The sequence below is a fragment of the Streptacidiphilus sp. MAP12-33 genome, assembly GCF_041261265.1.
Lineage (GTDB): Bacteria > Actinomycetota > Actinomycetes > Streptomycetales > Streptomycetaceae > Streptacidiphilus.
On the sequence record NZ_JBGCCA010000059.1, the window covers coordinates 16,978 to 33,767 of the forward strand.

The 16,790-nt window shown below is 72.2% G+C and carries 12 protein-coding genes; 6 read left to right on the forward strand and 6 right to left on the reverse strand.

The features are described 5' to 3' along the window. Positions 1 to 36 precede the first annotated feature (36 nt). Genes dpgA through dpgD form a run of 4 tightly spaced genes read left to right on the forward strand, consistent with a single transcriptional unit; the run spans position 37 to position 4,077 of the window. Positions 37 to 1,188 carry a 3,5-dihydroxyphenylacetyl-CoA synthase DpgA gene (gene dpgA / locus ABH931_RS38120; protein WP_370124287.1) on the forward strand — a complete coding sequence of 384 codons (1,152 nt, stop codon included), beginning with the start codon at positions 37 to 39 and terminating at the stop codon, positions 1,186 to 1,188. Between the two features lie 11 nt (positions 1,189 to 1,199). After that, positions 1,200 to 1,868, forward strand: a complete 669-nt coding sequence (gene dpgB, locus ABH931_RS38125) for an enoyl-CoA-hydratase DpgB (protein ID WP_370124289.1) — start codon at positions 1,200 to 1,202, stop codon at positions 1,866 to 1,868. Next, the gene (gene dpgC / locus ABH931_RS38130) at positions 1,865 to 3,247 is read left to right on the forward strand and encodes a (3,5-dihydroxyphenyl)acetyl-CoA 1,2-dioxygenase DpgC (RefSeq protein WP_370124291.1); all 1,383 of its coding nucleotides are present in this window, start codon (positions 1,865 to 1,867) and stop codon (positions 3,245 to 3,247) included. The genes dpgB and dpgC overlap by 4 nt, the downstream gene beginning before the upstream one ends. Then, entirely contained in the window at positions 3,244 to 4,077 is an 834-nt protein-coding gene (gene dpgD, locus ABH931_RS38135) for an enoyl-CoA-hydratase DpgD (RefSeq protein ID WP_370124293.1), read from the forward strand. The genes dpgC and dpgD overlap by 4 nt, the downstream gene beginning before the upstream one ends. Positions 4,078 to 4,162: 85 nt before the next feature. Here dpgD and pheA read toward each other — a convergent pair whose 3' ends face one another. From pheA to ABH931_RS38165, 6 genes are all read right to left on the reverse strand, one after another. After that, a complete protein-coding gene (pheA, locus tag ABH931_RS38140) occupies positions 4,163 to 5,095 on the reverse strand; it encodes a prephenate dehydratase (protein WP_370124295.1) in 933 nt (310 codons plus the stop codon). 67 nt (positions 5,096 to 5,162) lie between these two features. Continuing rightward, complete coding sequence (locus tag ABH931_RS38145) at positions 5,163 to 5,834, reverse strand: hypothetical protein (RefSeq protein WP_370124297.1); 672 nt, start codon at positions 5,832 to 5,834, stop codon at positions 5,163 to 5,165. A gap of 40 nt (positions 5,835 to 5,874) precedes the next feature. Then, positions 5,875 to 7,101, reverse strand: coding sequence for a dihydrolipoamide acetyltransferase family protein (locus tag ABH931_RS38150; RefSeq protein WP_370124308.1), 1,227 nt, complete (start codon positions 7,099 to 7,101; stop codon positions 5,875 to 5,877). A gap of 5 nt (positions 7,102 to 7,106) precedes the next feature. After that, entirely contained in the window at positions 7,107 to 8,105 is a 999-nt protein-coding gene (locus ABH931_RS38155; RefSeq protein WP_370124299.1) for an alpha-ketoacid dehydrogenase subunit beta, read from the reverse strand. Next, entirely contained in the window at positions 8,102 to 9,310 is a 1,209-nt protein-coding gene (gene pdhA / locus ABH931_RS38160; protein WP_370124301.1) for a pyruvate dehydrogenase (acetyl-transferring) E1 component subunit alpha, read from the reverse strand. Before pdhA ends, ABH931_RS38155 begins: the two co-directional genes overlap by 4 nt. 47 nt (positions 9,311 to 9,357) lie before the next feature. Next, entirely contained in the window at positions 9,358 to 11,160 is a 1,803-nt protein-coding gene (locus tag ABH931_RS38165; RefSeq protein ID WP_370124303.1) for an ABC transporter ATP-binding protein, read from the reverse strand. A 491-nt stretch (positions 11,161 to 11,651) separates the two neighbouring features. On the opposite strand from ABH931_RS38165, the gene ABH931_RS38170 reads away from it, so the two are divergent. Together ABH931_RS38170 and ABH931_RS38175 are read left to right on the forward strand one after the other, a co-directional pair. Beyond that, positions 11,652 to 11,867, forward strand: a complete 216-nt coding sequence (locus ABH931_RS38170; RefSeq protein WP_370124310.1) for an MbtH family protein — start codon at positions 11,652 to 11,654, stop codon at positions 11,865 to 11,867. A 199-nt stretch (positions 11,868 to 12,066) separates the two neighbouring features. After that, positions 12,067 to 16,790, forward strand: a 4,724-nt coding sequence (locus tag ABH931_RS38175; protein ID WP_370124305.1) for an amino acid adenylation domain-containing protein, incomplete at its 3' end; no start/stop codon positions are given.

Here is a 16,790-nt window from a genome sequence, read left to right on the forward strand (position 1 = left end):
ACGCGCACCGCGTCGCAGCTGGGGGTGGACGTTCCGATGACCCCCGGCACCCAACTGCTCCAGCGCGACTGGGCGGAGCTGGCCTCGACCGAATCGCCCGGCACGCCTGCCCCGGCGCGCCTGGCCGGCATCGGCACGGCCAACTCCGGTACGTCCTACTCCCAGCAGGAACTGATCGACTACTTCGGGATCAGCGACCCGAAGATCCGCTCCGTCTTTCTCAACAGTGCCATCGAACGGCGCTATCTCACCATCCCCCCGCGTGATGAACAAGGGGACTGCCTCTCCGAGCCCCAGGGCGAGCTGCTGGCCAAGCACAAGCGCCTCGCCCTGGAGATGGCCGCCCGCGCCGTGCGCCGCTGCCTGGCCCAGGCAGGCGCACGCCTGGAGGACATCGACTACCTGTGCGTGGTCACCACCACCGGCTTCCTGACGCCGGGGCTGAGCGCGCTGCTCATCAAGGAGATGGGCATCGAGCGCAGCTGCCACCGCGTCGACGTCGTCGGCATGGGCTGCAACGCCGGGCTCAACGGCCTCAACGCGACCAGCAGCTGGGCCGTCGCCAACCCGGGCCGGCTCGCCGTCATGGTCTGCGTCGAGGCCTGCTCGGCCGCGTACGCGTTCGACTCCACCATGCGCACCGCCGTCGTCAACAGCCTCTTCGGTGACGGCTCCGCCGCCGTCGCCGTGATCGCCGACGGCGGCGGCGCGGCCGGCGAGTTCGTCGCCGACCCGTACCGCCCGGCCGGACCGAAGCTGCTCGGCTTCTCCAGCCACCTGATCACCGAGGCCGTCGACGCCATGCGCTACGACTGGGACGACGACCAGAACAGGTTCAGCTTCTTCCTCGACCCCGACGTGCCCTACGTCGTCGGCGCCAACGCCGAGCAGGTCGTGGACCGGCTGCTGACCAGGGCCGGCCTGCGCCGCAGCGACATCCGGCACTGGCTCGTGCACTCCGGCGGCAAGAAGGTCATCGACGCGGTCCAGGTCAACCTCGGCCTGTCCCGCCACGACCTGCGGCACACCACCGGCGTGCTGCGCGACTTCGGAAACCTGTCCAGCGGCTCGTTCCTGTTCTCCTACGAGCGCCTGCTCGAGGAGGAGACGGTCGAGCCCGGCGACTACACCGTGCTGATGACCATGGGCCCCGGTTCCACGATCGAGACGGCGCTGATCCAATGGTGAGTGGAGGAAGAATGACGTACGACTTGGTGCTGCGGATCGACGGGACAGCCCCGCTCTCCGCCGAGACCGTGGCCGCGGTCAACGACATCTGCAACCGGGCGGAGGACGCCACCACGCCGACCCGGGTGATCGTGCACCTCTCCGGTGCCCCGGCCACCCACCGGCCCGACGGGATGACGGTCTCCCAGGTCAGCAAGTGGGAGCGGGCGCTGCGCCGCCTCGAGCGGCTGCCCGTCGCCACCATCGCCGTCGCCGAGGGCGACTGCGGCGGCACCGCGCTCGACGTGCTGCTCGCCACCGACTACCGCGTCGGCACCCCCACGGTCCGGCTGGTCGTCCCCGTCGAGGACGGCGACACCTGGCCCGGCATGTCCCTGTACCGGCTCGCCCAGCAGGGCGCCAGCAGCGCCGCGATCCGCCGGGCCACGCTCTTCGGCCAGCCCGTCGAGGCCGAACAGGCGCTCGCCCTGCGCCTGGTCGACGTGCTGGACGACGACCTGTCCGCCGCGCTCGAGTCCGCCTGCGCCCGCACCGACTCCTTCCAGGGCAGCGAGCTGGTGATCCGCCGCGAGCTGATGTCCGAGGCCCCGACCATCAGCTTCGACGAGGCGCTCGGCATCCACCTGGCGGCCTGCGACCGCGCCATGCGCCGGCACGCGGCGGCGGGGAGCGCGGCATGAGTGTGTCCACCGTCGCCGACGCCGCCCAGTCCGCGGCCGCCGCCGACGCCCTGCTCGCCGAACTGCGGGCTGTCGACGCGCCACTGCCCGAGGCCCGGCAGATCCTGGCCCGGGCCGCCGACGACGCGGCGGCGATCCTCGCCACCCTGCCGCCGCGCCCCGAGCGCACCGAGGACCAGCGCGACATGGCCGCGGAGGCCCGCGGCACCGTCCGCTGCCTGCGCCACGCCTTCCTGGACAGCCACGTCGACGCCGTCTACGACGAGCTGACCGACCGCCGCACCCGCTACCTGCGCATCGAGGAACTGGTCGAGGCCGCCGCGAAGGCGTTCCCCGGCCTGGTCCCCACCGCCGGCCAGCTGGCCGAGGAGCGGGCCCTTCAGCAGGCCGACAAGGACGGCCACGAGATCGACCAGGGCATCTTCCTCAGCGCCGTGCTCCGGTCGCCGAGGTCCGGCCCGCACCTGGTCGACGCCATGCTCCGGCCCACGGCCCGGGCCCTGCAACTGCTGCCGCAGTTCACCCGGACCGGCTCCGTCGACCTCGGCTCCGTGCGGCTGGAGCGCGTCGACGGCGTCGCCCACCTCACCATGGTCCGCGAGGACTGCCTGAACGCCGAGGACGGGCGCCAGGTCGAGGACATGGAGACCGCCGTCGACCTGGCCCTGCTCGACCCGCAGGTCGAGGTCGGCCTGCTGCGCGGGGGCGTCATGAGCCACCCCCGCTACAAGGGCCGCCGGGTCTTCAGCGCCGGCATCAACCTGAAGACCCTGCACAGCGGCGGCATCTCACTGGTCGACTTCCTGCTGCGCCGGGAGCTCGGCTACATCCACAAGCTGCTGCGCGGCGTGCTGGTCAAGGACGGCGCCATCTGGCGGCCGCGCACCATCGACAAGCCGTGGGTCGCCGTCGTCGACAGCTTCGCCATCGGCGGCGGAGCCCAGCTGCTGCTGGTCTTCGACCACGTCATCGCCGCCAAGGACGCCTTCGTCAGCATCCCCGCCGCCCAGGAGGGGATCATCCCCGGGGTGTCCAACTTCCGGCTCACCCGCTGCGTCGGCGCGCGGCTCGCCCGCCAGCTGATCCTGGAGGGCCGCCGGGTCTTCGCCGGCGAGCCGGACGCGGCGCTGCTGGTCGACGAGGTCCACGACGCCGACCAGCTCGACGCGGCCGTCGAGCGCAGCGTCGAGCGGATGCGCGGCGACGCCGTCGTCGCCAACCGCCGGATGATGAACAGCGCCGAGGAGCCCATCGACGACTTCCGCCGGTACATGGCCGACTTCGCGCTCCAGCAGGCGCTGCGCATGTACAGCGAGGACGTCATCAACAAGGTCGGCCGGTTCGCCAACCGCGGCACCGCCCAGGCGCCCGCGCGATGACCGACCACCCGGGCGGGACCGGCCCGCCGGACGACGCCGAACCGAGGGTCCTGTACGACAAGCGCGACCACGTCGCGCGCGTCACGATGAACCGGCCGGACAAGCTCAACGCGATGGATCTGCGGATGCACGCCGAGCTCGCCCGGATCTGGGACGACGTGGAGGCCGACGACGACATCCGTGTCGTCGTGCTCACCGGCGCGGGGGAGCGCTCCTTCTCCGTCGGCCAGGACCTCACCGAACGTGCCCGCCGTGACCTGGACGGCACCCGGCCGTCCACGTTCGGCAGCCACGGACAGCCGGGCTGGCCCCGGCTGACGGAACGGTTCCGGCTCTCCAAGCCGGTCCTCGCCCGGGTCGACGGCTACGCCATGGGCGGCGGCTTCGAGCTGGCACTCGCCTGCGACCTGATCATCGCGAGCGACCAGGCGGTCTTCGCCCTGCCCGAGGCCAGGCTCGGCCTGGTCGCGGGCGCCGGCGGGGTCTTCCGGCTGGCCCGGCAGCTCCCGCTGAAGACCGCCATGGGCTACCTGCTGACCGGCCGTCGCATGGACGCGGCCACCGCGCTCTCCTTCGGTCTGGTCAACGAGGTCGTCCCGGCCGACCGGCTCGACGCCTGCGTGGACGGCTGGGTCGAGGACCTGCTGCGCAGCGCCCCGCTGTCGGTCAGGTCCATCAAGGCCGCCGTGATGCGCTCCGTCGACATGCCGCTGGAGGAGGCGTTCTCCGCCACCTACTTCTGGGAGGAGCGCCGCCGCCGCAGCCTCGACGCCGTCGAGGGCCCGCGGGCCTTCGCCGAGAAACGCGAACCGGTCTGGCAGGGCGGCTGAGCCCACCTGCGACGACGCCCCGGTGCGGCCGATCGGATCACCCGATCGGCCGCACCGGGGCGTCGTCGCACGCCGTGGCGGTACGTCAGTCCCCGCTGCGGCCGTCCAGGCAACGGGAGAGCCAGTCCGCGGCGTCACCGAAGTCCTGGTCGGTGACGCCCGGCCGCAGCGTCGGCTCCAGCCGGTCGGCCCGCGGGTAGGAGCCGAGGAACCGTATCCGTGGGCAGATCCGGTGCAGGCCCATCAGCGCCTCGCTGATCCGGCGGTCCGTCACATGGCCGTCCGCGTCCAGGGAGATGCAGTACTGGCCCAGCGCCTCGCCCGTCGGGCGCGACTCGATGCGGCTGAGGTTCACCCCGCGCACCGCCCACTCCTGCAGCAGCTCCAGCAGCGCGCCCGGCCGGTCGCAAGCGCCCCACACCACCGCGGAGGTCTTGTCCGCGCCGGTCGGCGCCGCCGGCCTCCCCGGGCGGCCGGCCAGCACGAACCGCGTGGTGGCGTTACGGGCGTCGTGGATGTCGTCGGCCAGCACCTCCAGCCCGTACAGCGGCGCCGCGAACGCCCCGGCGAAGGCCCCGTCGAAGCGTCCCTCCTGCACCAGCCGGGCCCCCTCCGCGTTGGACGAGGCCGACTCCCACTCGGCGTGGGGCAGCCGGGCCGCCAGCCAGCGCCGCACCTGCGGCTGCGCCACCGGGTGGCCGGTGACGGTCTTCACCTCCTCCAGCCGGGTGCCGGGACGCACCAGCAGGGCGAAGCTGATCGGCAGCAGCACCTCGCGGTAGATCATCAGCGGCCGGCCCGTGGCCAGCTCGTCGAGGGTGCTGGTCACCCCGCCCTCGACGGAGTTCTCGATCGGGACGAGCGCGGCCCCGGCCTCCCCGTTGCGGACGGCGTCCAGCGCCGCGGTGACCGACACCGCGGGCACCAGCTCACGGGTGGCCGCCTCCGGCAGGGTGCGCAGGGCGGCCTCGGTGAAGGTGCCCTCGGGACCGAGATAGGTGTAGCGGTGGGCGGACACGGCAGGTCTCCTCTCTTCGGACGGGCGGGTCGGCGCGCGGTCCGGCGGTGGGCCGGGTCGCGGTGGCTCAGGACAGCCGGCCGCGGCCGTCGGCGGCACGCAGGGCGAGCAGGACGGCACCCGCGGCGAACACCGCACCCGCGCACAGCGCGGCCGCGACGTTCCCGCGGTCCGCGACCGGCCACAGCCAGGACGCCGCCGGGACCGGAGCCCCGGCGCCGGCCAGCCGGACCTCGCACAGGGCGGTCACCACCGCGGGCCCCACCCAGGCGAGACCCGCGCCCAGCAGCGCGGCACCCGCCATGCCCAGCCCGCACAGGCCCACGGTGTTCCGCAGCAGCGCGGCCTCGCCACCGGGCAGCCGCTGCGCCACGGTGGCGAGAGCCGGCAGCGCGAAGGCCGCGACCGTCATCACCAGCGCCGCGCACAGGCGCAGCAGCGGCCGGCCGGCGATCGCCCCCGCCCGGGGCCGCACCAGCGGATCGTGGCAGGTCCCGGCGACGACGGCCGCCGTGACGCCCTCGATCAGCACGGGCAGCCGCTCGGCGGCCAGGCCGCCCCCGGCCGCGGTGTGCGCCTGGACGGCGATCCGCAGCAGGACGGCGCAGCCGACCAGCTGGGTCAGCGCGATCGGGGCCCGACAGGTCGTCAGATGCAGGGCGAGCGAGCGGGAGGCCAGCGCCCAGCGTCTGGATCGGCTCAGGACCGCGGCGGGAGCGGAGGGCAGCGTGCGGGACATCGGGGCTCCGGATCGGGGGAGGGGCGGGAGGGGCGACTGGTCACAGGTGGCGCAGCAGTGCCGTCGGGTCCTCCACCGCGTCGGCGACGAACCGCAGGAACGCCGAGGCGGTGGCGCCGTCGCAGACCCGGTGGTCGAAGGTGAGGGACAGCTGCATCACAGGCCGGACCCGCACCTCCTCGCCGACCGCCCACGGCTTGCGGGCGATCCGCCCGAGGCCGACCATGGCCGCCTCCGGGTGGTAGATGATCGGGGTGGCCCCGTCGACGCCGAAGACCCCGTAGTTGTTCAGGGTGAACGTCCCGCCGGTCAGTTCGGCGGGCGTCAGCCTGCCCGCGCGGGCGGCCTCGGTCAGGCGGTCGATCTCCGCCGCCAGCTCGGCCGTGCTGCGGGCGTGCGCCTCGTGCACGACCGGCACGACCAGACCGCGCGGCGTCTGCGCCGCGAAGCCCAGGTGCACCGCCGAGTACCGGCGCACACCGGTCGCCCAGCCCTCCGCGTCGGTGACCACGTCCGCGTTCAGCTCCGGGACGCGCGCCAGACCCGCGACGCAGATCCGGGCCAGCAGCGCGAGCAGGCCGATCCGCGGCTGCACGTCGCCGGCGTTCAGCGTCTCCTTCGCCGACAGCAGGGCCGTCGCGTCGACGTCGACCCAGCAGGAGGCGTCGGGCACCTCCCGGCGGCTGCGGACGAACGCCTCGGCGGCGCGCCGGGCCACGACGGTCAGCGGGACGACAACGGAGCCGGCGTCCCGCGCCGGGGGAGCAGCCGTCGGCGCGGCCGTGATCGCCTGCTCGACGTCGCTGCGGACGATCAGCCCCTGCGGGCCGCTGCCGGTCAGCTCGTCAAGGGCGACGCCGTGCTCCCGGGCCAGCCGCCGCACCAGCGGCGAGACGACCGCCACGGCCTGACGCTCCGACGGCGCGGCCGGCTGCGGAACGGCCACCCGCCGTCGGTACGGACGCGCCGGCTCGGGCCGGACGCCGTAGCCGACCAGGACGTTGCCGGAGCCGCCCTCGTCCTGCTCGGACGCGACGGTGACGAGTGGGGCGCCGACGGGGACGGTGGCGCCTTCGGGGCCGGCGAGGGTGGTGACGACGCCCGCGTAGGGGCAGGGGACCTCGACGACGGCTTTGGCGGTTTCGACTTCGGCGACGGGTTGGTCGACGGTGATGACGTCGCCGACGGCGACGAGCCAGCGGACGATCTCGGCTTCGGTGAGTCCTTCGCCGAGGTCGGGGAGGGTGAATGCGCGCACGGAGGCCATGGTGGTCACTGCTCCCACTGGAGTTTGGCCACCGCGTCGAGGATGCGGTCGACGCCGGGCAGGTGGTGGCGTTCCAGCATCGGTGGCGGGTAGGGGATGTCGAAGCCGGTGACCCGCAGCACGGGGGCGGCCAGGTGGTGGAAGCAGCGCTCCATCACCCGTGCGGCGATTTCGGCGCCGGGGCCGCCGAAGCCGGTGGCTTCGTGGACGACGACGGCGCGGCCGGTGGCGCGGACGGCCGCGCAGACGGTGTCGTCGTCGAAGGGGGTCAGTGAGCGCAGGTCGACGACGGTGAGGTCCCAGCCTTCCGCCTTGGCGGCTTCGGCGGCTTCCAGGCAGGCGGGCAGGGAGGGGCCGTAGGTGAGCAGGGTGGCGGAGGTGCCCTGGCGGCGGACGACGGCCCGTCCGATCGGTTCGACGGGGCCGGGTGTCACCTGGTCCTTGGACCAGTACAGGCGTTTGGGTTCGAGGAAGACGACGGGGTCGTCGGAGGCGATGGCTTCGCGGAGCAGGCCGTAGCTGTCGGCCACTGTGGCCGGGGTGACGACGTGGAGTCCGGGTGTGTGGGCGTAGTAGGCCTCGCTGGAGTCGCTGTGGTGTTCGACGCCGCCGATGCCGCCGCCGTAGGGGATGCGGATGGTGATCGGCAGTGGGAGCCGGCCGGCGGTGCGGTTGCGCATCTTGGCGACGTGGGAGAGCAGTTGCTCGAAGGCGGGGTAGGCGAAGGCGTCGAACTGGAGTTCTACGACGGGGCGCAGGCCGTACATGGCCATGCCGACGGCGCTGCCGAGGATGCCGGCTTCGGCGAGGGGGGTGTCCAGGCAGCGGTCGGCGCCGAATTCGGCGGCGAGGCCGTCGGTGATCCGGAAGACGCCGCCGAGGGTGCCGACGTCCTCGCCCATGACGAGCACGTTCGGGTCCTCGCGCATGGCGTCACGCAGCGCGGTGTTGAGAGCCTGCGCCATCGTCAGGGAGCGTGCGGGGATGGTTGTGGTGCTGGTCATCGCGGTCTCTCCGCCTCCGTGACGCGACGCCCGCCCGCGGCCCCGGCGGAGGAGGCGGCGGCGTGGGCGGCGTCGGCGGCGAGCCGCGCTCCCAGCTCCGCCGCCTGCTCCCGAAGCTGGCTCGTCAGTTCCGCGTAGATGTTGGTGAACAAGGACATGGGGTCGAGTTGGGGTTCGGCGTGGAACTCGGCGCGCATCTCGGCGGCGAGTTCCTCGGCGGCCTGGGCGGCGGCCGCGATGCCGGCGTCGTCGATCAGGTCGTGGTCGCGCAGGTGGCGCTCCAGGACGGCGAGGGGGTCGCGTTGCTGCCAGGCCTCGACCTCGTCGGGGGTGCGGTAGCGGGTCGCGTCGTCGGCGTTGGTGTGGGCCTCCAGGCGGTAGGTGACCGCCTCGACCAGGACCGGGCCGCGTCCGGAGCGGGCGTGTGCGACGGCCTCGGCCAGCACGGTGTAGACCGCGGCGGCGTCGTTGCCGTCGACCAGCCGGCCGGGGATGCCGTAGCCGACGGCCTTGTGCGCCAGCGTCGGCGCGGCGGACTGCTTGGACAGCGGCACGGAGATCGCGTAGCCGTTGTTCTGGACCAGGAAGACCACGGGGGCGTTGAGCACGCCGGCGAAGTTCAGTGCCTCGTGGAAGTCGCCCTCGCTGGTGCCGCCGTCGCCGACGGTGGTCAGCGCCACGATGTCGTCGCCGCGCAGGCGGGCGGCGTGGGCCAGGCCGACGGCGTGGGGGGCCTGGGTGGCCAGTGGGGTGGACAGGGGTGCGGTGCGGTGGGCTTTGGGGTCCCAGCCGTGGTGGGCGTTGCCGCGCAGCAGCGTCAGCGCCTCGACGGGGCGTACCCCGCGGGCGACGACGGCGAGGGTGTCGCGGTAGGAGGGGAAGAGCCAGTCGTCCTCGCGCAGTACCGCCGCGGCGGCGACCTGGCAGGCCTCCTGCCCGGTCGAGGCCGGGTAGACGGCCAGGCGGCCCTGCTTGGTCAGCGTGGTGGCCTGCTGGTTGTAGCGGCGGCCCAGGACCAGGCGCCGGTACAGGTCCCGCAGCAGCTCCGGGTCCAGCTTGTCCGCGGCCGGGGTGCCCAGGATCCGCAACGGCTCCGGATCGGGCAGCAACGGCGCGGGATCACGCCGCGGACCATGAGCGTCAGGCGGCCACACCTCGGCGGGTGGGGCGAGCACCGGAGGCGAACTGTCGTCGAGCAGGGTCATGGGGCACCTTCCGGCGCTCGGGCTCGGGAGAGGTGACCGCGTCCGGCTCAGGCCGAGGCGGTCGCCTCCTCGCTGGCGAACTGGGTCAGGTAGAGGTCCGCGTAGACGCCCCGGGCGGCCAGCAGCTCCTCGTGCGTGCCGCGCTCGCAGATCCGGCCGTCCTCGACGACCAGGATCTGGTCCGCCTCACGGATCGTGGAGAGGCGGTGCGCGATCACCAGCGAGGTCCGGTCGGCCAGCGCGGTCTTCAGCGCCCGCTGGATCGCCGCCTCGGACTCGGAGTCCAGATGCGCGGTGGCCTCGTCGAGCACCACCACCGGAGGGGACTTCAGCAGCAGGCGAGCCAGTGCCAGCCGCTGCTTCTCACCGCCGGAGAGGCGGTAGCCGCGGTCGCCCACCACCGTGTCCAGACCGTCCGGGAGAGCACTGATCGCGTCCCAGATCCGTGCTCCGCGACACGCGTCGGCGAGCTCCGCCTCGCCGGCCTCCGGCCGTGCGTACAGCAGGTTGGCCCGGATCGTGTCGTGGAACAGGTGCGCGTCCTGGCTCACCACGCCGACGGTCTGCCGCAGCGAGGCCAGGGTCACCTCACGCAGGTCCTGCCCGGCGATCCGCACCGCGCCCGAGGTCGGGTCGTACAGCCGCGGCACCAGCTGCGACAGCGTCGTCTTGCCGGCGCCCGACGGGCCCACCACCGCGGTCAGCTTCCCGGCCGGGGCCACGAAGCTCATCCCGCGCAGCGCCCACCGCTCGTCGCCGCCCTTGGAGTTGCGCTGCGGCAGCGACTCCAGCGAGGCCACCGACACCTCGTCGCCGTTCGGGTAGCGGAAGGAGACGTCGTCGAACTCGATGTCGGGAGCGTGGTGCCCCTGGTCCTCCCGCAGCGTCAGCTCTGTGGCCGCGGGCCGCTCCTGGATCAGCGGCTCCAGGTCCAGCACCTCGAAGATGCGGTCGAAGCTCACCAGCGCGGTCATGATGTTGATCGGCACACTGGAGAGCTGGTTGATCGGCCCGTACAGGCGCAGCAGCAGGGTCACCATCGCCACCAGGGTGCCGATCTTCAGCTGGCCGTCGATGGCCAGCGCCCCGCCGAGCCCGTACACCAGGGCCGAGGTCAGCGCCGTCAGCAGCGTCGCGATGATGAAGAACATCCGGCCGTAGACCACGCCGGTCACGGTGATGTCGCGGACCTTGGCCGCGTTGTCGGCGAACAGCGCCGACTCGTCCTCCGGCCGGCCGTACAGCTTGGCCAGCATCGCGCCGGAGACGTTGAAGCGCTCGTTCATCATCGAGCCCATCTCGGCGTTGAGCTGCATCCCCTGACGGGTCAGCCGCTGCAACCTCCTGCCGATGACCCGGACCGGGAGCAGCAGCATCAGCGGGATCATCAGCACCGAGGCGAGCGCGATCTGCCAGGACAGCAGGAACATCGCGCCCAGCACCAGGGTGACGGTCAGCACCGTCGTCAGCGTCTGCGACAGCAGCGTCGTCACCGCCTGCTGGGCGCCGACGATGTCCGTGTTGAGACGGCTCACCAGCGCACCCGTCTGCGTGCGGGTGAAGAAGGCCAGAGGCTGCTGCTGCACGTGGTCGAAGACCCTGGTGCGCAGCTCGTAGACGAGCCCCTCACCGATCCGCCCGGAGAGCCAGGTCTGCACCCAGATCGCGACGGCGTCCAGGACGGCCAGGCCGGCGATGCCCAGGGAGAGCCCGAGGACGACGTGCATCCGCCCCGGGACGATGCCGTCGTCGATGACCATGCGCAGCGCCAGCGGGTTCGCCGCCGCGACCACCGCGTCGACCACGGTGGTCAGCAGCATGAACCCGATCGCCCAGCGGAAACGCTTCACGAAGGGGAGAACGCGTCGCAGCGTTCCCTTCCTGACCTTCTGCCGCGTGATCGAATCGTCTTTGAGGCTCATGGGAGGCCGGCCCATCCCTATGCCATTCATCATGGCCACTGCGTACGCCTCGCTCTCGTGAGGGTGGACTGGAATCCAGAAAAGTGCTAAGTGTCCACGGAAACGAGAGTGGACGGCGTCAAGAAATTAGCGGACGCCGCCGGGAGCGGGCCATCCTCGGACGATTGCGGCAGGTCGGCGGCCCCGCGCTGTTCAAGTGCGGCGACGCGGCAGTTGAACGGCCAGACGCCTGACCTGGCCGAACGTTGAACGTCCGGCGGGCCCTCGGACATAGTGGCTCGCGTCGGAACTGAGCATGCAGACCTTCCGTAACCCGTAACCGGCGTATGCCTTTGTAGCCGTGCGCAGAAAAACCGAGGCGACCAGAAATGTCCTCGGTGCACGCGAACCGCAGCCAATACCTGAGAAAGGACGACGCGGTGACGAATCCGTTCGACGACCCGGATGGCAGCTTTCTGGTCCTGGTCAACCACGAAGGTCAGCACTCGCTCTGGCCCTCTTTCGCCGATGTCCCGGCCGGCTGGACCCAGGTGTTCGGCCAGGCAGGCCGGCAGGAGTGCATCGACTACATCGAGACGTCCTGGACGGACATGCGCCCCAAGAGCCTGATCGAGGCCATGGGCAGCGCCAGCTGAGCTCCACCACATCGACGCGAACCGGCGTCGATCGCTCCCGGGACACCGGCCGGCCCCCCACAGCCGTCAGTGTCCCGGGAGCCCTTTTGACCCGTCTCCACTGATCAATCCGAGCTGGTCGGCGATGCGGCGTGCCCACAGAGGCAGCAGGCCCCAGCTGTTTCAGTCGCTGAATCGAACGAATGGGGTGTGTGCGGCTATGGCTGCGTTTGGAAGCGACGTCCGGGGCCTGATGGCCGGTCAGCTCGGCATCTGGTATGCGCAGCAGCTGGCGCCGGACAATCCCGGCTACAACGTCAGCGAGTACCTGGAGATCCACGGCGATCTGGACGTGGATCTCTTCGTTGTTGCGCTACGCCGCACCATCGACGAGGCAGAGACTGTGCGCCTGCGCTTCCGCGCGGGCGCGGACGGCGTTCCGGAGCAGTACCTCGTCCCGGCCGGTCCGGACGCCGAGGGCTACCCGATCGAGGTCGTCGACCTGCGCGCCGAGGCCGACCCGCGCGCCGCCGCCGAGCAGCGGATGGTCGGCGACCTGCGCATCCCGATGCACCCCGGCACCGGCCCGCTCGCCTGCTACCTGGTCTTCCGCCTCAGCGACGACCACGTCGTCTGGTACATGCGTGCCCACCACCTGGTCCTCGACGGGCACAGCACCTGGGTCGTCGCCAACCGCGTCGCCGAGGTCTACAACGCGCTCCTCACCGGCCAGGCGCCCCAGGACACCGCCCTCGCCCCGCTCGCCGTCCTCGCCGACGCCGACCAGGCCTACCAGCACTCCCCCTCCTACACCCTCGACCAGTCCTTCTGGCTCGACGCCCTCGCCGACCTGCCCGAGCAGGCCGACCAGGGCAAGCTGCGCCGCCTCCCCGACGCCATCAAGCGCTGCACCGACGACGTCTCCCCGGCCGCCGCCGACCGCTTCAAGGCCTCCGCCGAGCGCCTGGGCACCAACTTCGCCCGGCTCGTCATCGCCGCCGCCGTCCTCTACGAGCACCGCAGCAGCGGTGCCCGCGACGTCGTCATCGGCCTGCCCGTACGCGGCCGCGACAGAGACGTCCTGGCGGTCCCCGGCAACACCTCCAACGTCCTGCCGATCCGCGTCGCCGTCGAGCAGGGCACCACGCTCGCCCAGCTCACCGAGCGCACCGACCACGCCGTCCGCCAGGCGCTGCGCCACCAGCAGTACCGCTACGAGGACATGCTGCGTGACCTCAAGCAGCTCGACGGACGCTCGCTGTTCAGCCTCGTGCTCAACGTGATGCCCTTCGACTACTCGATGCGCCTCGGCGAGGCCACCGCCTTCGCCCGCAACCTGTCCTCCGGTCCCATCGACGACCTGCGCATCGACGTCTACGACCGCCTCGCCGGCCAGGGCATCCAGATCGACGTCGACGTCAACTGCGACATCCGCGACCCGCAGTCCGGCCGCGGCATCTCCGACCGCTTCATCCGCGTCCTCGACTGGATCGCCGACGCCGAGCCGACCGACCAGGTCGACGCCCTCGACCTGCTCAGCGCCGAGGAGCGCGCGCAGGTCCTGGTGGAGTGGAACGACACCGCCACCGCCCTGAGCGGCGAGAAGACCGTGCCGGAGCTCTTCGCGCGCCGCGTCGCCGAGAACCCGGACGCCCTCGCCGTCATCGGCGAGGGCATCGAGGTCTCCTACGCCGAGCTCGACGCGAAGGCGAACCGTCTGGCGCGCTACCTGGTCGCCCAGGGAGTTGGCGCCGAGTCGGTTGTCGCCGTCGCCATGGAGCGTGGCCTTGACCTCGTGGTCGCCCTGCTCGCGGTCTGGAAGGCCGGAGCGGCCTACCTCCCCGTCGACCCGAACGCACCCGTCGAGCGCATCGGCTTCATGGTCACCGACGCCCGCGCGGTGCTGCTGCTCGGCTTCGAGGACATCGTCGGCGACATGCCGGCCGGCCGCGTCCGGGTGGTCGCACTCGACTCGCCGCACGTGGCCGCGATGATCGCCGGTCAGGAGTCGTCGGCGCCGGTGGTGAGGGTGGGTCCGCTGGATCTGGCGTGGGTGATCTACACGTCGGGTTCGACGGGTGTGCCGAAGGGTGTGGGGGTTGCTCACGCGGGTGCGGTGAATCTGGCGGCGGTGCAGGTGGAGCGGTTCGGTGTGGGTGCCGGGTCGCGGGTTCTGCAGTTCGCGTCGGTGGGTTTCGATGCGGCGTCGTGGGAGTTGCTGATGGCGCTGTGTTCGGGTGCGGCGTTGGTGGTGGCTTCGGCGGAGGAGTTGAAGCCGGGTGCCGGGCTGGAGGGGGTCGTCGACCGGTTCGGGGTGACGCATGTGACGTTGCCGCCGGCGGTGCTGGGTGTGCTGGACGCGGGTCGTGACCTTGCGTCGGTGCGGGTGCTGGTGTCGGCGGGTGAGGCGTTGGACGCGGAGCTGGTGGCCTTGTGGGCGCCGGGTCGGGTGTTCGTGAACGCGTACGGTCCGACGGAGACGACGGTGTGCGCGACGATGTCGGGTGCGCTGGTCGGGGATGGTTCGGTGCCGTCGATCGGTGGGCCGAATGCGAACGCGCGGGTGTTCGTGCTGGACGGGTTTCTGCGTCCGGTGGCGCCGGGTGTCGCGGGTGAGTTGTATGTGGCGGGTGTGGGGGTGGCGCGGGGGTATCTGCGCCGCTTTGGCCTGACCGCGGAGCGGTTCGTCGCGAACCCGTTCTCCGACTGTGGTGAGCGGATGTACCGGACCGGTGACCGGGTCGCGTGGAACAGCGTGGGTGAGCTGGTGTACCTGGGTCGCAGTGACGACCAGGTGAAGGTGCGTGGGTTCCGGATTGAGCCGGGTGAGGTGCAGGCCGCGCTGCTGGCCCACCCCGAGATCACCCAGGCCGTCGTCGTCGCCCGCCAGGACACGCCGGGTGAGACCCGGCTCGTCGCGTACGTCGTCCCGGGTGACACGGTCGAGGAGACCGCGGAGCTTGCCCAGGCCGTTCGCGAGTTCACCGCCCGTCGTCTGCCGGAGTACATGGTTCCGGCGGCGGTGGTGGTGCTGGAGGCGCTGCCGCTGACGATCAACGGCAAGGTCGACCGCAAGGCCCTGCTCGCCCCCGAGCACACCGGCGGCACCGGTCGTGGTCCGGCCAACCGCCAGGAGGAGCTCCTGGTCGAGGCGTTCGCCGACGTGCTGGGCCTGGACCCGGACTCCGTGGGTGTCGAGGACAGCTTCTTCGACCTGGGCGGCCACTCCCTGCTCGCGACCCGCCTGGTCTCCCGCATCCGCGCCACCCTCGGTGTGGAGCTGGAGATGCGGTCGCTGTTCGAGACCCCGACCGTGGCCGGTCTGGCCGCGAAGCTCGCCACCACGCAGACCGCGCGTCCGGCCCTGACGGCGGCGGCTCTGCGTCCGGAGCGGGTGCCGGTCTCCTTCGCGCAGCAGCGCCTGTGGTTCCTGGGCCAGCTCGAGGGCGCCACCGCCACCTACAACGCCCCCGTCGTCCTGCGCCTCGCGGGCGACCTGGACGCCGACGCCCTCGCCGCCGCGCTGCGCGATGTCGTGGCCCGCCACGAGGTCCTGCGCACGATCCTTCCCGCCGAGGACGGCCACCCCTACCAGCACGTGCTCACCCCGGACGAGCTCGACGCACGCGGCTGGGCCCTGCACACCACCACCGTGACCGAGGACGGCCTGCCCGCCGCCCTCGCCCAGGCCGCCGGCCACACCTTCGACCTCACCACCGACGTCGCCATCCGCGCCTCGCTCCTCTCGGTCGACGGCACCGACGCGCACGTCTTCGTCCTGCTCGTGCACCACATCGCGGGCGACGGCTGGTCGATGGGCCCGCTGCTGCGCGACCTGGCCGCCGCCTACGAGTCCCGCCGCGACGGTGCGGCCCCCGCCTGGGCGCCGCTTCCGGTGCAGTACGCGGACTACGCGATCTGGCAGCGCGAGCTGCTGGGTGACGACGCCGACCCGGACAGCCTCATGTCGCGTCAGGTCGCCTACTGGCGGCAGATGCTGACCGGCTCCGCGGAGGAGCTGGAGCTTCCCTTCGACCGCAGCCGCCCGACCGTGGCCAGCCACCAGGGCCACGAGTTCGCGTTCGAGACCTCCGCCGAGGTCCACGCCCGCCTGGCCGAGCTGGCCAAGGCCGAGGGCGTCACCTTCTTCATGGTCCTGCAGACGGCCCTCGCCGTCCTGCTCTCCCGCCTCGGCGGCGGCACCGACATCCCGATCGGCTCCGCGATTGCGGGCCGCACCGACGAGGCGCTGGACGAGTTGGTCGGCTGCTTCGTCAACACCCTGGTCGTGCGGACGGACCTGTCCGGCGACCCGACCTTCCGTGAGGTGCTGGGCCGCGTCCGCGAGACCAGCCTCGGCGCGTTCGCGAACCAGGACGTCCCCTTCGAGCGCCTGGTCGAGGAGCTGGCCCCGAGCCGTTCCCTCGCCCGTCACCCGCTCTTCCAGACCGTCCTCACCATCGAGGACACCGTCGACTCCCTGCTGGAGCTCAGCGGCCTGGCGATCAGCCCGATCTCCCTCACCCGCCCGGCGGCCAAGTTCGACCTCGACGTCATGGTCCGCGAGGTGTTCGACGCCGAGGGTCGTCCGTCGGGTGTGCGGGGTGCGGTGACGGCGGCGGCTGATCTGTTCGACGCGGAGTCGGCGGGTTCGATCGCGTCGCGTTTCGTGCGGGTGCTGGAGTTGCTGTCCGCGAACGTGTCGACGCCGCTGAGCGCGGTGGACGTGCTCGACACGGTCGAGCGTGAGTCGGTGGTCGCGGTGTGGAACGACACCGAGGTCTCCGTCTCGTCCGGCACCGTCGCGGGGTTGTTCGAGGCCCGTGCTGCTGAGGTGCCGGATGCGGTCGCGGTGGTGTGTGACGGTGTGTCGGTCTCCTATGCGGAGTTGGACGCTCGTGCGAACCGGCTGGCGAACTACCTGATCGGCCAGGGTGTGGGCCC

Excerpts from the sequence above, each read along its gene's own strand:
- ABH931_RS38145 (WP_370124297.1), bottom strand. The coding sequence starts at position 5,834 with ATGTCCCGCACGCTGCCCTCCGCTCCCGCCGCGGTCCTGAGCCGATCC.
- pdhA (WP_370124301.1), bottom strand. The coding sequence starts at position 9,310 with ATGACCCTGCTCGACGACAGTTCGCCTCCGGTGCTCGCCCCACCCGCC.
- dpgA (WP_370124287.1), top strand. The coding sequence starts at position 37 with ATGACCCCCGGCACCCAACTGCTCCAGCGCGACTGGGCGGAGCTGGCC.
- dpgD (WP_370124293.1), top strand. The coding sequence starts at position 3,244 with ATGACCGACCACCCGGGCGGGACCGGCCCGCCGGACGACGCCGAACCG.
- dpgC (WP_370124291.1), top strand. The coding sequence starts at position 1,865 with ATGAGTGTGTCCACCGTCGCCGACGCCGCCCAGTCCGCGGCCGCCGCC.
- ABH931_RS38155 (WP_370124299.1), bottom strand. The coding sequence starts at position 8,105 with ATGACCAGCACCACAACCATCCCCGCACGCTCCCTGACGATGGCGCAG.
- dpgB (WP_370124289.1), top strand. The coding sequence starts at position 1,200 with ATGACGTACGACTTGGTGCTGCGGATCGACGGGACAGCCCCGCTCTCC.
- ABH931_RS38150 (WP_370124308.1), bottom strand. The coding sequence starts at position 7,101 with ATGGCCTCCGTGCGCGCATTCACCCTCCCCGACCTCGGCGAAGGACTC.